This window comes from Planococcus salinus (assembly GCF_003719725.1).
Taxonomy (GTDB): Bacteria; Bacillota; Bacilli; order Bacillales_A; family Planococcaceae; genus Planococcus; species Planococcus salinus.
The window spans coordinates 42,457-61,514 of sequence record NZ_RIAX01000006.1; the positions used below are offsets into that span (position 1 = coordinate 42,457).

Consider the following 19,058-nt stretch of genomic DNA (forward strand, 5'->3'; position numbering starts at 1 on the left):
TAGTCTCCCCTTCCAATTATGCTTCTTGTCCTACAGTCTCGTCTTCAATTCCGAGTTCTGCTTTAATCCAGTCGTAGCCTTCAGCTTCCAATTTATGAGCAAGCTCTGCTCCACCCGATTTAACTACGCGGCCCTGCATCATCACATGAACGTGGTCCGGAGTGATGTAATTCAACAGGCGTTGGTAGTGGGTGATGATCAAGCAGCCGAAGTTCTCGCCTTTCATTTGGTTGATCCCTTCTGAAACGACTTTCAAGGCATCAATATCAAGTCCTGAGTCAATTTCATCCAATACTGCGATTGTCGGTTTGATCATCATCAATTGAAGGATTTCGTTGCGTTTCTTTTCCCCGCCTGAGAAACCTTCGTTCAGATAGCGTTGAGCCATATCCTGATCCATGTCAAGGATATCCATTTTGCTGTCCAATTCACGGATGAATTTCATCAATGAAATTTCATCGCCTTCTTCGCGGCGCGCATTCATAGCTGAACGCATGAAGTCGGCATTGGTTACCCCAGAAATTTCACTTGGGTACTGCATAGCAAGGAATAGACCGGCGCGAGCGCGCTCGTCCACTTCCATTTCCAAGACGTCTTCTCCGTCAAGAGTGATGGAACCTGATGTTACTTCATATTTTGGATGCCCCATGATAGCAGATGCCAGAGTCGATTTCCCTGTCCCGTTAGGCCCCATGATGGCATGAATTTCGCTCGTATTAATTGTTAAGTTTACACCTTTTAAAATCTCTTTCCCTTCGATTTCAACGTGTAAATCCTGGATGACCAAAGTTGACATGTAAATACCTCCATAAAATTAATATAGAATGGAAAAACCATTCTTTAATTAGTATCATTCTAATCTTAACCGATATTGATTCTACTGGCAAATCATTAAACCGATTGGTGAAAAGATATATGAACAATTTAAAATACTGAATTTCCAAGGGAATTTTCAGCTGCTGTTACTGATTATACTATTTTTTTATTTTCAATAAAAGTTTTCTAATTGAGAATCGAATTCAATAAAAAAACCAGCGCTTATGGGCGCTGGCTGTCATTCTATATATTACTGATGTGATTCTGTTGAACGAAAACGCGATACGATTCGTTGTTCCTGTTCATACTCACGGTCTCTCCGCTGTTCCACTTCTATCAATTTGTTCGGGTCATTTTGGTATTCATCCATTCCAATTCCATGTTTGCTCCGGAACGCATGCTCCATGTTTTCGGGCTTCTCAATTCCTTGGTTTTCGATAATAAACCATTCCTTTCTTAATTTGCCTCAAAACTATTATACCCAATATTTTTCTGTATAAACACCCAAAATTTTTAACTATTCAAAAAACAGTTATATTTTCTTACTTTTTGGTAAATATTGAAAGACCTCCGTTTGCAGCAATGCAAAGGAGGTCTTTTCTTTGTTCTATGAAGATATTTCGTTGTCTGCTGCTTTTTCCTTGGCTGAAAAGCGGTCGACGATGTTGGATAAAGCGCCATCGCCTGTCACATTAGCAGCCGTGCCAAAACTATCCTGTGCCATGTAAAGGGCAATCATTAATGCCAGCATGGTTTCATCAAAGCCCAGCATAACTTCCAGCAAGCCGAGAGCTGCAATAACAGCTCCTCCTGGAACTCCCGGTGCCGCAATCATGGTAACTCCAAGCATCATTATGAACGGCAGGAAGTCGACGAATTCAGCACTCTGCCCCGTTAAAATAATGACACCGATGGCACATGTCACAAGCGTGATCGTACTGCCCGATAAATGGATGGTGGCGAATAATGGAACCGTGGAGTCCGCTACTCTTTCGCTGGCGCCGGTTTGACGTGTTTGACGAAGCGTGACCGGAATCGTCGCAGCTGAGGACTGTGTGCCGAGCGCTGTAAAATAAGCAGGCATCATGGTCTTCAGCATTGCGAGTGGATTTTTTCTGTTCAGTGAACCTGCAGCCGTATATTGCACCAGCAGCATGAGCCAGTGCAAGGCAAGAATCAGGACAAACACAACCGCAAACAGCGACAGAATTTCTGCGACAGCTCCGCCGTATGCCATATTGGCGAAAATACCGAAAATGTAAAAAGGCAATAATGGAATAATAATAAAGGAAATCGTTTTCTCAATAATTGCCTGGAACTCATTGAAAAATGACAGCATGGTCCGGCTGGCAGTCGCTGCCATGCCAAGACCCAACAAAAACGCCAGGATCAAAGCCGTCATAACACCGAATACAGGCGGCATGTCTAATTCGATGAATGTGGTGGCCAATGCTTTTTCAGGATCTTCAATTCCACTGAGCGATCCTCCGCTCATAAAGAACGGTAGAATCGATGTCGCGGCCAAAAAAGCCAGCACACCTGCCAGGATTGTGGAAGCATAAGCGACAGCTGTGGCGAAACCAAGCAGCTTCCCGGACCCTGTTCCCAGTTTCGCAATTCCTGGAGCGATAAAGCCGATAATGATCAGTGGCACGACAAAATTCAGGAAGTTCCCGAAAATAGTCGTAAAAGTCGCAAACAACCTGGCGAGCCATTCCGGTGCTATCGAACCGATTGTCACACCCAACGCGATAGCGACGATGATTCTGGGCAATAAACCGAATTTGATTTTCATGTATATGTCCCCCTCAAATGAACATCTGTTTCTTTAATTATCTTAAAATAGCACATTGTCATTGAGGAAGATAGATACCGACGAAAACCCGGAATATTAATATTATTTCAAATAAATAAAAAGCATCCTCTCGGATGCTTTTTATCAGTCGACGGGTACTACCGCGCCGCCCCATTCTTCCAGAATGAAGTTTTGAATTTCTTCAGATTTAAGTGTTTCGACCAGCGTTTGGATGTTCTCATTTTCTTCATCCCCAGAACGTACGGCAATGACGTTGACGTATGGAGAATCAGAATCTTCAAGAGCAATGGCATCTTCCAACGGGTTCAACCCTGCATCAATCGCGTAGTTGGAATTGATCAACACCGCGTCACCTTCATCGGATTCATACATTTGAACAAGCAGAGCCGCTTCGTAATTTGCATCGAACTCCAAATTTTTCGGGTTTTCGGCAATATCACTTACTTCGGCAGCTGTTTTCTCAACACCTTCTTCAAGTGTGATCAACCCTTGTGCTTCCAGCATCGACAAAATACGGCCGTGGTCTGCAACTGAGTTGCTCATCAGGATAACCGCACCTTCCGGCAAGTCTTCCAGAGATTCATGCTTCTGCGAATAAACACCGATCGGTTCTATATGAATGCCACCGGCGTTTTCAAACTCATAGCCATGGTCTGCAATTTGTGATTCCAGGTAAGGAATATGCTGAAAATAGTTGGCGTCTATTTCACCGGATTCCAAATTTTCATTTGGCAGGACATAGTCCTGGTAGGTCTCGATTTCCAATTCAATGCCCTGTTCCTCAAGAATCGGCTGCGCCTGCTCCAAAATTTCAGCATGTGGAACGTTGGAAGCACCGACTGTCAACGTGCTTGTTTCTTCTTCGGTCGTCCCGCCATTCTCTGTGCTGGTATCTTCAGTCTCTGTGTCGCTTCCGCATCCTGCGAGGACCAAAGCGGTCAATGCTGTACCTGTTAAAAATTTCTTCATGTCATAACTCTCCCCTTGTTGTGTTTTTTATGTGTGAACGGATTGCCCGTTACTACCGTTTGTCAGCTTTTGTCGTCAGGAAATCTCCTATAAACTGAATCGCGAATACAATCACGAGAATAAGAATTGTTGCCATTAAAGTTACATCTTCCCGGCTGCGTTGGAAACCATCAAGGAACGCCAATGTTCCGAGACCCCCGGCCCCGATGATTCCAGCCATCGCCGTATAGCCGACAAGCGCGATGGCCGTCACGGTAATACCGGAAATCAGCGCCGGTTTCGACTCCGGTAGCAATACTTTCAAAATAATTGTTTTTGTTGTGGCTCCCATCGAACGGGCTGCCTCAATGACGCCTTTGTCGATTTCCTTCAAGGCGATCAGCACCATTCGTGCATAGAACGGTGCCGCACCGATGATCAAAGCCGGCAAAGCCGCATTCGGTCCACGGATCGTACCAATTAAAAACTTTGTAAACGGAATCAGCAAAATGATCAGGATGATGAAAGGGATCGAACGGAAAATGTTCACGAATGCGCCCGTCAGCCAATTGACGACTTTGTTGGCCCATAATTGCCGGGGAGCCGTCAGAAACAGAATGATTCCAAGGACCAGACCGATCACAAAGGTGAACAATGTCGACATGGCTGTCATGTACAAGGTCTCTACAGTCGCTTCCCACATGCTGTCCCAATCGACGTTTGGAAATAATGACTCAAGCATTTGCCATCACCTCCGTCTGCACATTCTCAACTTCGAGAAACTGTATGGCGCCGGCAATCTGTTCCGGCTCTCCTTTGATTTGCAAGATCAACGTTCCATAGGCCCCACGTTGCGTATGAGCGATATCACCTTGGACAATGTTCACTTCGACCGGAAAATTGCGGATCAATTTCGTCAGAATCGGTTGCTCTGCCTGGTCTCCGATAAAGATCAATTTGACCAGTTCGCCGGTTGGATACAATTCCCGGAGATGTTTGATCGTTTCGTGTGAGTCTTCTTTTTCAGTCACTTGAGCAACAAAGCGTTTTGTAATTTCTTCTTTCGGTGATTGAAAAACTTCCAGCACGTCACCGAGTTCCACTACTTTACCGCCTTCCATTACGGCCACACGGTGGCAGATTTTCCGGATGACATGCATTTCATGTGTAATCAGGACAATCGTCAAGCCAAGGCGCTTATTGATATCGACCAGCAAGTCCAGGATGGCGTCCGTTGTTTCCGGGTCCAAAGCAGATGTGGCTTCGTCGCAAAGCAGTACTTCCGGCTCGTTGGCAAGCGCCCGGGCGATACCCACACGTTGCTTTTGACCGCCCGACAGCTGCGATGGATATGCATTTTCACGGCCTGTCAAACCGACCAGTTCCACCAGTTCCGACACCCGCGCTTGCCGTTTCTGTTTGGGTACGCCTGCAATTTCAAGCGGAAATTCAATATTTTCTTTCACTGTGCGGGACCATAACAGATTAAAATGCTGGAAAATCATACTGACTTTCTGACGCGCTTTCCGGAGCTCCAAACCTTTGCTGTCCGTAATATTTTGTTTGTTGATCTGGACTGTGCCGGAAGTGGGTTGTTCCAATCCATTCAATAAACGGATCAAAGTACTTTTCCCCGCTCCACTGTAGCCGATAATGCCGAAAATTTCACCGGTCGCTATCGATAAGTTAACATGGTCGACGGCTGTTAATGAACCTTTGCCGGTATCAAATATCTTCGTCAGTTGCTTTAGCTCAATCATTCGCTTACACTCCTACTTCAAAATAAAAAACCCTTCTGCATGAATGTGAGCAGAAGGGTTACGTCTCGTATACGAAAACCAATCTCTCATCTTCCAAAGCTTTCGCTTTGTGTGAATTGGCACCATTTCATTTTCATGACGGTTGCCGGGCTTCGTCGGGCACTTCCCTCCACCTCTCTCAATAAGAGTTTATGATATACAGTTGTTGTACAGAGCTATAATTTATCATGGCTGAGTATGTCAGTCAACTGATTTTAACTTTTTATATAAATAAGGAACCGACTGAAAAGCGTAGATCTTTTCTTTTAGTTTGCCGTTTTCTGTAATCAGCAGACACGGCACGCTTTCCACTTCGTACAACCCTGCAATTTCCTGTACGTAATTCAAATTGGCTTTTCCAATCGGAAGATCCGGCACCAGCTCTTTTACCACTCCCATCATTTTAGAAGCGACTTGGCACGTTCCGCACATGGGCGTGTATAGATAGTAAGCTGTGGCTTTGTTGATGTTCTTTTCTTTTATCCAATCTTTATGTGTCCATTCATTCATGGTTTCATCCCTCGGTTACAATCTTATTGACCCGGACATTGGCAGCGATGAGCACATCGATTAATATCCGGATCGGTGTCGCGGCGATTTCCTTGTAATTGCGGTTGACATAGAAATGCCGGGCTTCGGGGAATTCCCGTTTCACCAGTTTCCGCAGTTGTTCTCCTGATTTATCAGCATCCACGAGAATGATGATGTCCAGCCCTTCATAAGGCAGCAGCAATTCTTCAAGCCTGGTGGCGCTCACTGTACCATTTGTGCAGATAATGGTTACGGGTTCTGCAATAAGAGGAGCAATCCTGCTTTTATCTGAAATTCCTTCGACCACAATCACTTTTTCCATGAGTCAACACCCCGTCGAGTTTTATAAAGAAAAGCGTAAGCGCCCGTGTAGCCCTGACAAGCGCTGGAAGCCTTGCCGGTAATGGCGTTCTTTGCCATTGACGGAAAGGCTGAAGCGACTCGAGGGGCTGGGTGCTGGAGTCTGGACATTAAGTAAAGCTTGGCATCTTTTCATTTCGGTACAGTAATCACTCTTCTATGATAGAAGGAAACCGGCGTTTACTGCAAGACATTCGGCTTGCTGTACAACCGAACCGTCTATCAAAAAAAGCGCCAGAAATCCGGCGCTTTTCATGACTTATTCGTTAATCATTTCCTTGTATTGTTCCGCTGTCATCAATTCGCCGACTTCTTCTTCCGACGGTGATTCGATTACGACCATCCAGGCTTTTTCATAAGGGGATTCATTGACAAATTCAGGGCTGTCTTCCAGCTCTGTGTTGACTTCCACTACCTTACCGCTCACAGGCGCATAAAGCTCTGACACGGTTTTAACAGATTCAACGCTGCCGAACGGTTCATCTTTTTTCAACTCGTCTCCAACTTGTGGAAGCTCAACAAAAACAATATCTCCCAGTTCCGCCTGCGCGAAATGTGTGATGCCGACACGCGTAGTGCCGCCTTCCACTTTTACCCATTCGTGTTCTTTTGAATAACGAAGTTCTTCTGGTGTGCTCATCCAAACGCCTCCAAAATATGTAGTATGCTCAATCTCAGTTTGACATAACCCTTTGCAAAAGACAAGATGCCGAGGCGTTTACAGCCAAGTATTTTCGTAGTCGGCTTCCTTGAATCCGACAGTCACTTTTTCGCCATCAAAAGCGATCGGACGCTTGATCAGCATGCCATCTGATGACAATAGCTCCAACTTCTCCTCATCGGTCATTTCCGGCAACTTGTCTTTCAAACCCAGTTCCCGGTATTTCATGCCGCTCGTATTAAAAAACTTTTTCAGTTCCAAGCCGCTGGTCTGATGAATCTTTTTCAACTCTGTTTTCGATGGTGGATTTTCAGCGATGTGCACTTCGTTAAATGCAACGCCGTTTTCCTCCAGCCATTTTTTCGCTTTTCGGCAAGTGCCGCATTTCGGGTATGCATAATATGTAATCATTTTATCAACCTCCTCGTACTTCAGCTTATCAAAAGCGTCGTCCCGGGTCGATGTTTCAAAGTGAATATGCAAGTTTTCTTCTGCTGCATGAATCAGTTTTCCGTTCGCCGGAAGATGTTCCAGCTTGTGAATTGCGGTTATGCACGCTGGTTGCAATTAATGTGCGCTCAGCATTTTTTCACACTTTCCTCGAAAATGGTCAACCAATCGCTCAGCGCTTCCCTCGTCTGCTCAACGGTCATAAAAAAAGCGCCACAGCACAATGCACTGTGGCGTCTTTTCAGATCAGACGATATATTTTTCCGCTTCAATCAGCTTGACTGCCGCTTGACGCTTTTTATCAATAACGTTGTAAGGAGTTGAACGCGTCAGCTTCCGCAGAGCAGAAAGCATCATGCGCTGGTTGTCGCCTTCGACTGCTGCCAGCAGCGTTTCTTTGGCATCCCGTTCGATGGCATCAAAAGCTTCCTGGCAGTAAATCTGCGTATACAGAAGTTTTTGCTTTGCTTTTTCTTCTCCTGAAGCTTCAATCGCTTTTTGCGTACGCAGGACGACGGATTCCATCGCGAAAACGTTGCTGATGATATCCGCAACATTGACGAGCACTTCCTGCTCGGTTTCAAGCTTTTTGCCGTAGCGCTGAGCTGCAAGCCCTGCTGCCAGCAAAGCAATTTTCTTGGCGTTTTTCACCAGATATTTCTCTTGCTCCAACGCTTCTGTGCCAACTTCTTCCGGCATCATCATCAGAAGCTCTTCCTGCAGTTTTTCAGCATGCTGCAACAGCGGAAGTTCACCTTTCATGGCTTTCCGAAGCAATGTGCCAGGAACCAGCAAACGGTTGATTTCGTTGGTTCCTTCAAAGATACGGTTGATGCGCGAGTCGCGGTAAATGCGCTCGATTTCATATTCCTGCATAAAACCGTAGCCACCATGCAATTGAACCCCTTCATCAACAATGTAATCCAGCGTTTCTGTACCGAAGAACTTGTTCATGGAACACTCAATCGCAAACTCGGCAATCGAGTCGGCCACCAATTTTCCGTTGGCATGTTCTTCCTCTGTAAATCCGCTCATGCGATCTTCAAAAAGTCCGACCGTACGGTACACGGAACTTTCCACCGCATACAGACGGGAAGCCATGGAAGCCAACTTTTCACGTGTCAGATTAAACGATGAAATAGGTGTCTTGAACTGCTGGCGCTGGTTTGTGTAAGGGATGGTCAATTCCAGTGCTCGTTTTGAACCGCCGATTGTGCCCACGCCCAATTTGTAACGGCCGATGTTCAGGATGTTGAACGCGATAATGTGTCCGCGCCCTGCTTCTCCCAGCAGGTTCTCCACCGGCACTTTGGCATCTTCCAGGATCAATGTGCGAGTGGAAGAAGACTTGATGCCCATCTTTTTCTCTTCAGGACCAACGGATACACCGTCAAATTCACGTTCTACGATAAATGCAGAGAATTGCTCGCCATCGATTTTCGCATATACCACAAATACATCCGCAAAGCCGGCATTGGTAATCCATTGCTTTTCACCGTTCAGGACATAATGAGTTCCCTCTTCGTTCAGTTTCGCTGTAGTTTTGGCTCCAAGTGCATCAGACCCTGAGCTTGGCTCAGTTAATGCATAGGCTGCAATTTTTTCACCTGTCGCCAGAACCGGCAGGTATTTCTGTTTCTGATCTTCGTTGCCGAATAAGACGATCGGCAATGAACCGATTCCTACATGGGCACCGTGAGTGATGGAGAATCCACCTGCAACTGACATCTTCTCAGCAATCAAAGCGGACGCAATTTTATCCAGCCCCAAGCCGCCATATTGTTCAGGAACATCAGCTCCCAATAACCCAAGCTCACCCGCAGATTTCAATAAACGGACAGAATGGTCGAATTCATGGTTTTCCAATTTCTCTACAACCGGCAGCACTTCCGTGTGCACAAATTCCTCTGTCGTTTTGGCAATCATTTTATGCTCTTCCGTAAAATCTTCGGGCGTGAAAACGCGGGACAAATCCGCCTCTTCGATTAAAAAACCTCCACCTTTGATCAATGTTTTTTCTTCTGCCATTTTAATTTCCTCCTATTTTTTCGCTGCATTTTTCAATTAAAGAGAGAAGAAATGATATGGAGCAAAACAGCGAAGCTGTTTGGCGGAATATCATTGTTCAAATTCAGCTCATATTTTTACAGCATTTCAAAGACGCCTGCTGCGCCCATTCCGCCGCCTATGCACATCGTGACGACGCCGAACTGTTTTCCTTGGCGCTTCAGCTCACTCATCATCTTCAATGTCAAAATGGATCCAGTGGCACCGAGTGGATGACCCAATGCGATGGCACCGCCGTTCAAATTCACTTTATCGATATCCAACCCAAGTTCCCGGATAACTCCCAGTGACTGGGAAGCAAACGCTTCGTTCAATTCCCAGACGTCGATGTCATTGATTTCCAATCCGGCGAGTTTCAGGGCTTTCGGAATGGCGACTACCGGGCCAATGCCCATCACTTCAGGAGGCACGCCGCCAGTAGCGAATGAACGGAATTTCGCAATTGGCTTCAAGCCAAGCGACTCCGCTTTTTCGCGGTCCATCACCAGCAATGCACCGGCACCGTCCGATGTCTGTGAAGAGTTCCCGGCTGTAACCGTTCCTCTTGCTGAAAACGCCGAACGCAATTTGTTCAGTGTCTGGATGGTAGTGCCGTGACGAACTCCTTCATCCTTCTCAAACATAAACGTTTTTTCCTGGTACTTATTGTTGTCATCGACAAAACGTTTGGTCACTTCAACCGGTACAATTTCTTCATCGAAATGTCCGGCTTCAATGGCTGCCGCCGCTTTTTCATGGGAACGGACGGAAAATGCGTCCTGGTCTTCACGACTGACGCCGTATTGTGTCGCCACTTGTTCGGCTGTATGGCCCATACTCATATAATATTGAGGAGCTGTTTCTGCCAATTTCGCATTAGGACGCAGTACATTGCCCATCATTGGAACCATGCTCATCGATTCCACGCCGCCGGCAATGATGGCTTCTGCATGTCCAACCATGATCCGCTCTGCTGCAAATGCAATGGATTGCAGACCTGAAGAGCAAAAACGGTTGATGGTGACGGCAGGCGTTGTATCCGGCAATCCGGCCAGTGCGCCGATATTACGGGCAATATTCATCCCCTGTTCCGCTTCAGGCATTGCACATCCCATGATCAAATCATCGATCGGACCATCATAACCGCCCGCACGTTTTAATGCTTCCCTGACTACCAGTGCTCCAAAATCATCCGGCCGCACTGTGGCAAGAGAACCTTTTTTCGCTTTTCCGACCGGAGTCCGAGCCCCGGCCACGATTACTGCTTCGCGCATAGTTGTTTCCTCCCTTTTTCTCCAGCGATTAGTTGCGTAACGGTTTTCCTTTAATCAGCATATGCTGCATGCGCTGCTGTGTTTTCGGTTCCGCCACTAAACTCAGGAATGCTTCCCGCTCCAAGTCGAGCAGATATTGCTCATCCACTTCTGTGCCGTATGGAACTTTTCCGCCGGCTATGACAAACGCCAATTTTTTGGCAAGCTTTAAATCGTATTCACTGATGTATCCCGATAAGAACATACCTTCCGCTCCCAGCAATAAAGTAGCGTATCCGGGTTCGCCGGTGACCGGCACTTTTTCACGCAACGGCGCCTGGTAGCCATTTTCATACAATGCCAGAGCCGCCTGTTTTGCGTCATAGATCAAATGATCGCTGTTGACACTGATGCCATCCACAAAGCTGAGGAAATTGTTTTCTCTCGCTTCTTCTGCAGAAGTTGACACTTTTGCCATCGCAATCGATTCGAACACTTTGTTCGCTATGTTCTGGTAATCGACCGTGACACCGTTCGGCAGACCTTTCAAGTGTTTGATGTACAATTCCTTGTTTCCGCCACCGCCGGGAACCAGGCCGACGCCGGCTTCCACCAAGCCCATATACGTTTCCATCGAAGCCTGGATGTGTGCTGCAGGAAGTGCCACTTCCGCACCGCCGCCGAGTGACATGCCAAATGGCGCTGCTACCACAGGTTTCGTGCTGTATTTAATCTTCATCATGGCATTTTGGAAAGTTTTGACCGTGAAATCCAGTTCAAAAATATTATCGTCCTGAGCTTCCATCAAAATCATGCCGAGGTTGGCGCCTACACAGAAGTTCTTGCCCTGGTTTCCAATCACAAGCCCTTTGAAGTTTTTTTCCACTTCGTCGACGGCAAAATTGATCATCTGTAAAATATCCAACCCGATGGCATTTGATTGTGAATGGAATTCAAGCAATGCAATACCATCACCGAGGTCGATCAAACTGGCGCCAGAATTTGATTTGATGACGCCATGCTTTTTCTTATAGCGCTTCAAATCAATCACTTTTTCATTGACCGGCACCGACTGATAGTCCGATCCGTCAAAAAACAGCAAATCGCCGTCTTGTTCTTTATAGAAGCTTTCGTGTCCTGCATCCAAAAGACGCTGGACAAAAGCCGGAATTTCCTGTCCGTCCTGTTTCATTTTCTCCACTGATTTTTGGACACCAATCGCATCCCATGTTTCGAATGGGCCGTAGTTCCATCCAAAGCCCCATTTCATCGCATTGTCGATTGCCACGATGTCGTCGGCAATTTCCCCGTTCAGCTCCGCTGAATAACGCATGACTGGAGAAAGGATATTCCACAGCAATTCCCCCGTCCGGTCGTCTGCATATACCAATGTTTTCATTTTAGAAGCAAATCCTTTTTGCTGTTTCGCCTGTTCCTGTGAAGGCGTTTTCAACTTGCCGGCAGGGCGGTATTCCAGCGTCTCCGGATCCAATTCCAGAATTTCCTTGTCTTTCTTCAAAAAGAATCCTTGGCCGCTTTTTGCACCCAACCAGCCATTTTCAATCATTTTCTCCATGAATGACGGAGCTTCGAAGACTTTTTGTTCTTCGCCGGAAGTTTGGTCATAGACATTTTTCGCCACGTGCATGAACGTATCAAGGCCCACTACATCCAACGTGCGGAATGTCGCTGATTTTGGCCGGCCAATCAGCGGTCCGGTTACCGAATCCACTTCACCAATGGAGTACCCGCGATTCTGCATTTCCCGAAGCGTCACCAATAATCCATAAGTTCCAATCCGGTTGGCAATGAAGTTCGGCGTATCTTTCGCGATTACGACACCTTTGCCAAGACGGTCTTCTCCGAATTCCGACATAAAGTCAACCACTTCAGGCGCTGTTGTATTCGCCGGAATCACTTCAAGCAATTTCAAATAGCGCGGCGGATTGAAGAAATGTGTACCGAGAAAATGCTTTTGAAAGTCTTCAGAACGTCCTTCAGCCATTGCGTTGATGCTGATTCCCGAAGTATTGGAAGAAATGATGGTCCCCGGTTTTCTGACTCCATCTATTTTTTCATAAAGCGATTTTTTGATATCCAGATTTTCAACGATGACTTCAATGATCCAATCCACTTCGCTCAGCTGTTCCAGATCATCTTCCAGGTTGCCTGGTGTAATCAGCTGCAGGTTTTTTTTCGAAGTCAGCGGTGCCGGCTTTTGTTTGAGCAATTTTTGCACGGAGCCGGAGGCAATCCGGTTACGGACAGCTTTGTCTTCGAGCGACAAACCTTTTGCCTGTTCTTCTTTCGATAATTCACGCGGAACGATATCAAGCAACAGCACCGGAATGCCGATGTTTGCAAGGTGTGCCGCAATCCCCGATCCCATGACACCTGAGCCGAGCACCGCTGCTTTTTTTATTTGGTATGGCATGAACAAATCCTCCTTGAATTTTTTTGAATGAATACTCATTCATTTTTACGTTAAAAAAATAGAACGCTCTCTATGTTTTTTAGTGTAAGCTATTTCTTCTATTTTCGCAATATTTAAGCGATAAAAAAATCTCTGCCCTGGTTTAATTTCTTTCCCATTTCTTCTTGGCGCGTTACACTAGATGAGTTGAACGAAAGACATTCACTTTTCTTCACCGATTCGGCCACTTTGAGCATAGCTCAGTCCTGCCCGTGAACGCGCCGGTGCTAAGAAAGTATCAGCCAATAAGCGAGTATATGTTATTTCACTGTTTTTCATAAAAGATATGGAGCAAAACAGCGGAGAAGAACGTACTGCTCCTGCATCGCTGCGCTGCTGGTTTGCGGAATATCGGTAAGTGAAGATAATTAGTTCAACTTGTAAAGACGATAGAAACAGGAGGCGATTTTTTTGAAACCTATTATTACCAACGACCAATTCAACCAAGTAATTGAAAGCGACGAACCGGTCATCGTTAAGTTCCAGGCCGGCTGGTGCCCGGATTGCAGACGGATGGACATGTTCATCGATCCGATTATGGAAGAATACAGCCAATACAAATGGTTTGACGTGAATCGGGATGAATTACCGGATGTCGCTGAAAAATATGAAGTCATGGGGATTCCAAGTTTGCTGATTTTCAAAAACGGTGAAAAAACAGCTCATCTTCACAGTGCCAACGCAAAAACACCAGAATCCGTCACAGAATTCTTGGCAGACCAAAAAGAGTAGGCAGCAGCCTATTCTTTTTGTTTGCGTTATAATAAATGTAAAAAAATGAGGTGTTCAATCAAATGGATCAACAACAGGAAATGAAAGAACTCAGAGACTTGGTGAAATACTATGAAAAGCTGGTAAAAAATATGGCTGCCCCCATCATCCCTTCAATTGTTCCACACACTATTTTGGTGCCCATAGCAGGAGTCATTTTCCGGGATCGTTTTGAGGCAATACAATCAGCTGTCTTAAAACATGCCGGTGAGAACCGCGAAACACAGCGCGTTATTTTTGACTTTACCGGCGTTGAAAGAGAAGATATCGAAACATTCGACTATAACGAACTGGCAAGCGAGCTTTTCCAATTGAACGATGCGTTAAAACTGATGGGGCTTCGTCCAATTTATGTAGGATTCAATCCACGTTTCGTCAGGGAAATTGTCCATGCCGGCATTCATGTGGAACTTGAAGCGTATAACACGTTCAGAGCCGCGCTGAAAGAACTGCTCAATGAAAACGAACAACCCTTTTATTCCCTCTGAATGTTCAGGAATGGAGATGTTCAATGTGAAAACGATAATTCCTTTTACAGGCATGTCCCAATACGAGAACACAATTGAAGGACGCAAACAAGGTTCTGCCTGCGGACCGGTGACAGTGGCTTCCATCATGAAATTTCATAGAGAAAAAGAATATGCCGTCAATGACCTTTATGCCAGCCTCGGTACCACAGCAATCGGCTTGTTCAGCTGGAGACTGATCCGGAAGCTTCGCAAATTGACTGGCTCCCGCTTTGAAATCAAAAAAATCCGTTCCATCGACCAGGTGAAAACGGAACTTCTTGCAGGTCGTCCAGTAGCCATGAAGTTCGACCGCTATTTTTCGTTTCGCTGGTTTTCCAAGCCGATGTTCCGTTACCACTGGGTACCGCTGATCGGCTTCGAAGAAAAGCAGGATGATGTGATTCTGTTTTTCCACGATAACGGAAAAAGAAGCCGGCCGAGTAAACTCCGGACAGCTTCTTACCGTAAACATCAACAGGTATTATCTTTTGTGAAAATCGTTCCCGTTTCCCAATAGCCACACGCCTTATAAGCTTTTTGCCAATTGTCTGGCGAGCAAAGTCAACTGCTCCTCTTCACAGAAGCGGATATGTTCTTCCGTATAGCGCGGAACGGCAATTTCCGTTAAGGAAACATCGAGTGGCACATCACATTTGATGACAGCCAGCTCTTTCGACAGCAGCAGCATTTCTTTGTGCTCTTCGATTTTCTTTTTCTGCGCCGGCTTCAGTTCGTCTATTGCTGCCAGTACGCCCTCTGTTGATTTAAATTGTTGAATCAGCTGCAAAGCGGTTTTGGGACCAATTCCTTTAACTCCGGGATAACCGTCACTGGCATCTCCCATGAACGCTTTAACATCCGCAAATTGAAATGGCTCAATCCCATACTCTTCTTTGAATCGGTTTTCCGTATATACATCGTATACGTGAAAGCCTTTTTTCATAAAAGCAATGCTGACCGATGGATTCAGTAATTGAAGCATGTCTTTGTCTCCAGTGATAATCGTGAAATCCACTTCGCCATTCCATTGCTTTGTAAAAGAACCGATGAAGTCATCCGCTTCAATTCCCGCTTCCCCATAGTTTTTCCAGCCAAGCTGCTCCGATGTCCGCTTGGCCAAATCAAATTGGTGCAGCATATCTTCCGGGGGTGCCGGCCGATTTGATTTGTATCCTTCAAACAAGTCATTCCGGAAAGTATGCGCGCCCATATCCCAGCATACAGCCATATGCGTCGGCTTCATCATCGTTTTCGCAGCCAGCACATGGCGGGCAAAGCCCTGTACACCGTTTGTCGCCAGGCCTTCTGCTGTCCGGAAGTATTGACCCACTGCCGAAGTGGCAAAAAATGAGCGAAACAGCAGCGCCATTCCATCCACTAATAACACATGTGGTTTATCCATAAAAAAATCCTCCATTCATCTTAAAACGCATCCTCCATTATACTTCATTGCAACGAAAAAAACCGCCGAAGCGGCGGTTTTAACGTTTTCGTTTAATCGCACTGTACTCCACACTCAAGGCTTTATAAAATGAAGCCATCATGAGAAGCATGATAAATGAGAAAGGGAAAGCTGAAACGATCAACGCCGTTTGCAGGGAGTCCAATCCCCCGGTCGACAGGAGAATAACCGCAATCAACGATTGGGCTACCCCCCAAGTCAACTTGACGGAGTTATAAGGATTGATGGAACCATTGGTCGTCTGCATACCGAGAACGAACGTTGCCGAGTCGGCGGAAGTGATGAAGAACGTCGAAATCAGTAAGATTGCCACAATCGATAAAACCATTCCGAGCGGTATTTCACCAAACACAGCGAACAAGGTTTCCTCAGTCAGTAATCCGGTCATATCCACACCGCTGTTCTGTACATCAATGGCTGTGGAACCAAATGAAGCAAACCAGATAAAGCTGATGACTGTAGGAATCAGCAAAACTCCTGCCAGGAATTGGCGGATGGTGCGCCCTCTGGAAACGCGGGCAATGAAAATGCCGACAAATGGAGACCATGAAATCCACCATGCCCAATAAAAAATCGTCCAGCCATCGATCCATGCCCGATTGTCTCCATCTACTGGAGCAGCACGGAAACTCATCCGTATCAAATTCTGCAGATAACTGCCGACCGAATCAGTAAACATATTCATAATGAGCAAAGTCGGTCCCAAAATGATAACCAATACCAATAACGTGACTGCCAATACCATATTGGTGTTCGATAAATACTTGATACCCTTGCTCAAACCGGTCCAGGAAGAAATCATGAATAAGACCGTTACCACCGCAATGATGACAATTTGAGTGGGGAAACTGTCCCCTTCAATACCTGTGAACAAAAATGCCAGGCCACCGTTGATTTGAATGGCTCCGAAACCGAGAGTCGTTGCCACCCCTACAACCGTAGCAAAAACGGCAATTACATCAATCAGAACACCTAAAGGTCCCTTGACCTTGTTCCCAAAGATGGGTTTCAACGTCGACGAAATTAACCCCGGTTCCCCTTTGCGGAACTGGAAATAGGCCAATGCAAGAGCGACGACCGCATAAATTGCCCATGCATGAATTCCCCAGTGGAAAAAGGTGTACCGCATTGCTTCGCGGAACGCATCCGCAGAACCGGGTTCGGCTGTCGCCGGATCGATCGCAAAATGGGACAATGGCTCTGCAGCCCCCCAAAACACCAGCCCGATTCCCATACCCGCTGAAAACAGCATGGCAATCCATGTAGCAAATGAGAATTCCGGTTTTTCGTTATCTTTCCCCAATCGGATCTGCCCCATCGGACTGACCAGGAAGAACAGACAAAATATCACCATCACTGAAACGATTAAGAGATAATACCATCCGAACGAAGTAGTCAGGAATGATTCTATATTGCCTGTAACTTCCGAGAAGTTATCTGGTGCAGTCGCACCGTATGCCACTGCCAATATGGTCAGCGCGAGCGCAATCCAAAAAACACTCGTTACTTTTTTCATATAGTCCCCTCCTAAACTTTTAGCCACAATTTATAAGCATACGGAATACGGCTCGACATGTCAAACCGCTCGTTTGCTCGATAAACAGAAACTTCACCTCCAGAGAAAAGCAGAACTCAGATAAGGAATGCTGCAGCTTTGCTTTTTGTTGCCTATTGAATTCTTCCTATTTAATAGTTATTGAATACCCTGCGTTTGAGAGACTAAACCCTGAATGGCCGAAGACATTTCCCCTCCATGAAGCAGAACCGATATTAAGACAGTGCGATATGTTAATCAGAACCGCATAACGGGTATAGCACATTTAACACATCAACAATACGAAGGAGGAAACAAAATGGATTCGACAATGTGGCTGTACATAGCGCTCGCCATCATCGTAGCGGGGCTAATCGTGGCAGGAATCGGTGTAGGTCTTCTGGTGGCAGGGATGAAAGAGCCGATGAAAGAAATAAAAGGTTCAATGAATAACCTGAAAGAACGGATGGATAAGCTTAAACTGGAGACAACCGCATTGCAGCATCACACAGAAGAGCTGAAAGAAGATATGCAACAGAAATCCGAAAAAGTCAGTGTTCTGGTCAACGCAGCCAAAGGTGCAAAAAATTCGGTGACCGATTTAAATTCGGTGGTTCGATCGACCACAACCGATATTGCTTCAAGAGTGGACCACGACAGAGGTAATACGATACTGGTCAACCAATGGAAAAACAGAGCGGCCATCCTCATCAATTTATGGGGAAAACGGCAGGCTTCCAAAAACAAATCTTCCGCTTCTTAATCGGCTTTTCTGATCAGCCGGGGAGCATTGAAAGGAAAATATTAAAACAGACCTCAAAAAGGCAGCCTGATGGGCTGCCTTTTCATATGAGTGAATTCTGCTGAAGGGAGAGTTAATAACAGAGTTTCAGGCATCCCCCTCATGGAACGCATCCGTCTACTGTTGCCCGATCACCTTATACCAAATCTCAACTTGCTGATTTGTCTCGATGGTCCGAAGTTTTTCCAACTGAATTTCAAGATCATCCAAATGCTCGAAAAAACGCAGTCCTTCGCCCAAAAGAATCGGAGCAATGGCAACTTGGAGTTCGTCCACCAGACCCGCTTTCAATGCCTGCTGTCCGGTACTCGCACCGAGGACCACCACATTTTTGTCACCGGCTGCTGCTTTTGCCTGCCGGACGGCGTTTTCAACGCCGTCTGTCACAAATGTAATCGTCAGGTTGTCATTTTCCCTGGGGTGTCTGGCCGGAGGATAGTGAGTCACTATAAACAAAGGCACCTGAAACTCATAATCCTCCGCATAGGCGTCTGTGTCCTCGGCACTCTCGAAACTGTTGCGCCCCATGACTACAGCGCCGGTATTAGCCATCGCTTCATTAATTACTTCGTTCGGTTCAAAACTGGCATACAGCTTATCCAATTTGCCTTGCCGGTCATTAATGAACCCATCAACCGACATGATCATCCCCAAACAGACTTTGGCCATTCTGCTTCCCCCTTTTTAACCGAATGTGTTTGGGTTACTACATTCACTGCAACTCGCTATTCTCCTTCTTCTTTATCGAAAAACCTATTAGTTTCTTTAGTTTAACCAACGAAAAAACGCCAAAACCCAATTAAAGGTTTTGGCGCTTTTTATTACCA

At 46.0% G+C, this 19,058-nt stretch carries 20 protein-coding genes and 1 riboswitch; of the genes, 4 read left to right on the top strand and 16 right to left on the bottom strand.

Annotated elements, in window-relative coordinates; translation table 11 throughout:
• Window positions 1–16 precede the first annotated feature (16 nt).
• The 13 genes from sufC to EEX84_RS09545 all read right to left on the bottom strand — a co-directional run bounded on the left by sufC (window position 17) and on the right by EEX84_RS09545 (window position 13,114).
• On the bottom strand, window positions 17–802 hold the full coding sequence (gene sufC / locus EEX84_RS09490; RefSeq protein WP_338048386.1) for a Fe-S cluster assembly ATPase SufC: 786 nt from the start codon (window positions 800–802) through the stop codon (window positions 17–19).
• Window positions 803–1,066: 264 nt separating this feature from the next.
• Window positions 1,067–1,222 (bottom strand): YuzK family famiily protein, encoded by a 156-nt coding sequence (locus EEX84_RS16595; RefSeq protein WP_192892945.1) that lies wholly within the window; start codon window positions 1,220–1,222, stop codon window positions 1,067–1,069.
• Between the two features lie 201 nt (window positions 1,223–1,423).
• The gene (locus EEX84_RS09495; protein ID WP_123165403.1) at window positions 1,424–2,611 is read right to left on the bottom strand and encodes a dicarboxylate/amino acid:cation symporter; all 1,188 of its coding nucleotides are present in this window, start codon (window positions 2,609–2,611) and stop codon (window positions 1,424–1,426) included.
• A 144-nt stretch (window positions 2,612–2,755) separates the two neighbouring features.
• Complete coding sequence (locus tag EEX84_RS09500) at window positions 2,756–3,601, bottom strand: MetQ/NlpA family ABC transporter substrate-binding protein (protein WP_123165404.1); 846 nt, start codon at window positions 3,599–3,601, stop codon at window positions 2,756–2,758.
• Window positions 3,602–3,653: 52 nt separating this feature from the next.
• Window positions 3,654–4,322 (bottom strand): methionine ABC transporter permease, encoded by a 669-nt coding sequence (locus EEX84_RS09505; RefSeq protein WP_123165405.1) that lies wholly within the window; start codon window positions 4,320–4,322, stop codon window positions 3,654–3,656.
• Complete coding sequence (locus tag EEX84_RS09510) at window positions 4,315–5,340, bottom strand: methionine ABC transporter ATP-binding protein (protein WP_123165406.1); 1,026 nt, start codon at window positions 5,338–5,340, stop codon at window positions 4,315–4,317. Before EEX84_RS09510 ends, EEX84_RS09505 begins: the two co-directional genes overlap by 8 nt.
• 83 nt (window positions 5,341–5,423) lie before the next feature.
• A riboswitch (SAM riboswitch) is annotated at window positions 5,424–5,528 on the bottom strand.
• A gap of 52 nt (window positions 5,529–5,580) precedes the next feature.
• Window positions 5,581–5,889 (bottom strand): thioredoxin family protein, encoded by a 309-nt coding sequence (locus EEX84_RS09515; RefSeq protein WP_123165407.1) that lies wholly within the window; start codon window positions 5,887–5,889, stop codon window positions 5,581–5,583.
• A gap of 4 nt (window positions 5,890–5,893) precedes the next feature.
• Window positions 5,894–6,232 carry a toprim domain-containing protein gene (locus EEX84_RS09520; RefSeq protein ID WP_123165408.1) on the bottom strand — a complete coding sequence of 113 codons (339 nt, stop codon included), beginning with the start codon at window positions 6,230–6,232 and terminating at the stop codon, window positions 5,894–5,896.
• Window positions 6,233–6,529: 297 nt separating this feature from the next.
• Window positions 6,530–6,910, bottom strand: a complete 381-nt coding sequence (gcvH, locus tag EEX84_RS09525; protein ID WP_123165409.1) for a glycine cleavage system protein GcvH — start codon at window positions 6,908–6,910, stop codon at window positions 6,530–6,532.
• Window positions 6,911–6,988: 78 nt separating this feature from the next.
• Window positions 6,989–7,342: an arsenate reductase family protein gene (locus tag EEX84_RS09530; RefSeq protein ID WP_123165543.1), complete on the bottom strand. Its 354-nt coding sequence runs from the start codon at window positions 7,340–7,342 to the stop codon at window positions 6,989–6,991.
• Between the two features lie 285 nt (window positions 7,343–7,627).
• Entirely contained in the window at window positions 7,628–9,409 is a 1,782-nt protein-coding gene (locus EEX84_RS09535) for an acyl-CoA dehydrogenase family protein (RefSeq protein WP_123165410.1), read from the bottom strand.
• A gap of 116 nt (window positions 9,410–9,525) precedes the next feature.
• Window positions 9,526–10,701 carry an acetyl-CoA C-acetyltransferase gene (locus EEX84_RS09540; RefSeq protein ID WP_123165411.1) on the bottom strand — a complete coding sequence of 392 codons (1,176 nt, stop codon included), beginning with the start codon at window positions 10,699–10,701 and terminating at the stop codon, window positions 9,526–9,528.
• Window positions 10,702–10,729: 28 nt separating this feature from the next.
• A complete protein-coding gene (locus tag EEX84_RS09545) occupies window positions 10,730–13,114 on the bottom strand; it encodes a 3-hydroxyacyl-CoA dehydrogenase/enoyl-CoA hydratase family protein (protein ID WP_123165412.1) in 2,385 nt (794 codons plus the stop codon).
• Window positions 13,115–13,564: 450 nt separating this feature from the next.
• On the opposite strand from EEX84_RS09545, the gene EEX84_RS09550 reads away from it, so the two are divergent.
• The 3 genes from EEX84_RS09550 to EEX84_RS09560 all read left to right on the top strand — a co-directional run bounded on the left by EEX84_RS09550 (window position 13,565) and on the right by EEX84_RS09560 (window position 14,950).
• Entirely contained in the window at window positions 13,565–13,885 is a 321-nt protein-coding gene (locus tag EEX84_RS09550) for a thioredoxin family protein (RefSeq protein ID WP_123165413.1), read from the top strand.
• A gap of 62 nt (window positions 13,886–13,947) precedes the next feature.
• Window positions 13,948–14,412: an STAS domain-containing protein gene (locus EEX84_RS09555; RefSeq protein ID WP_123165414.1), complete on the top strand. Its 465-nt coding sequence runs from the start codon at window positions 13,948–13,950 to the stop codon at window positions 14,410–14,412.
• Window positions 14,413–14,437: 25 nt separating this feature from the next.
• Window positions 14,438–14,950, top strand: a complete 513-nt coding sequence (locus tag EEX84_RS09560; protein WP_123165415.1) for a C39 family peptidase — start codon at window positions 14,438–14,440, stop codon at window positions 14,948–14,950.
• Window positions 14,951–14,959: 9 nt separating this feature from the next.
• On the opposite strand, the gene EEX84_RS09565 is transcribed toward EEX84_RS09560, so the two are convergent.
• Together EEX84_RS09565 and EEX84_RS09570 are read right to left on the bottom strand one after the other, a co-directional pair.
• Window positions 14,960–15,835, bottom strand: a complete 876-nt coding sequence (locus EEX84_RS09565; RefSeq protein WP_123165416.1) for a 5'-3' exonuclease — start codon at window positions 15,833–15,835, stop codon at window positions 14,960–14,962.
• 79 nt (window positions 15,836–15,914) lie between these two features.
• Window positions 15,915–17,411: a glycine betaine uptake BCCT transporter gene (locus tag EEX84_RS09570; protein WP_123165417.1), complete on the bottom strand. Its 1,497-nt coding sequence runs from the start codon at window positions 17,409–17,411 to the stop codon at window positions 15,915–15,917.
• 337 nt (window positions 17,412–17,748) lie between these two features.
• On the opposite strand from EEX84_RS09570, the gene EEX84_RS09575 reads away from it, so the two are divergent.
• Complete coding sequence (locus EEX84_RS09575; RefSeq protein WP_123165418.1) at window positions 17,749–18,192, top strand: DUF948 domain-containing protein; 444 nt, start codon at window positions 17,749–17,751, stop codon at window positions 18,190–18,192.
• Between the two features lie 156 nt (window positions 18,193–18,348).
• Here the strand turns inward: EEX84_RS09575 and EEX84_RS09580 are convergent, their stop codons facing one another.
• Window positions 18,349–18,900, bottom strand: coding sequence for a dihydrofolate reductase family protein (locus EEX84_RS09580; RefSeq protein ID WP_123165419.1), 552 nt, complete (start codon window positions 18,898–18,900; stop codon window positions 18,349–18,351).
• Between the last annotated feature and the right edge of the window lie 158 nt (window positions 18,901–19,058).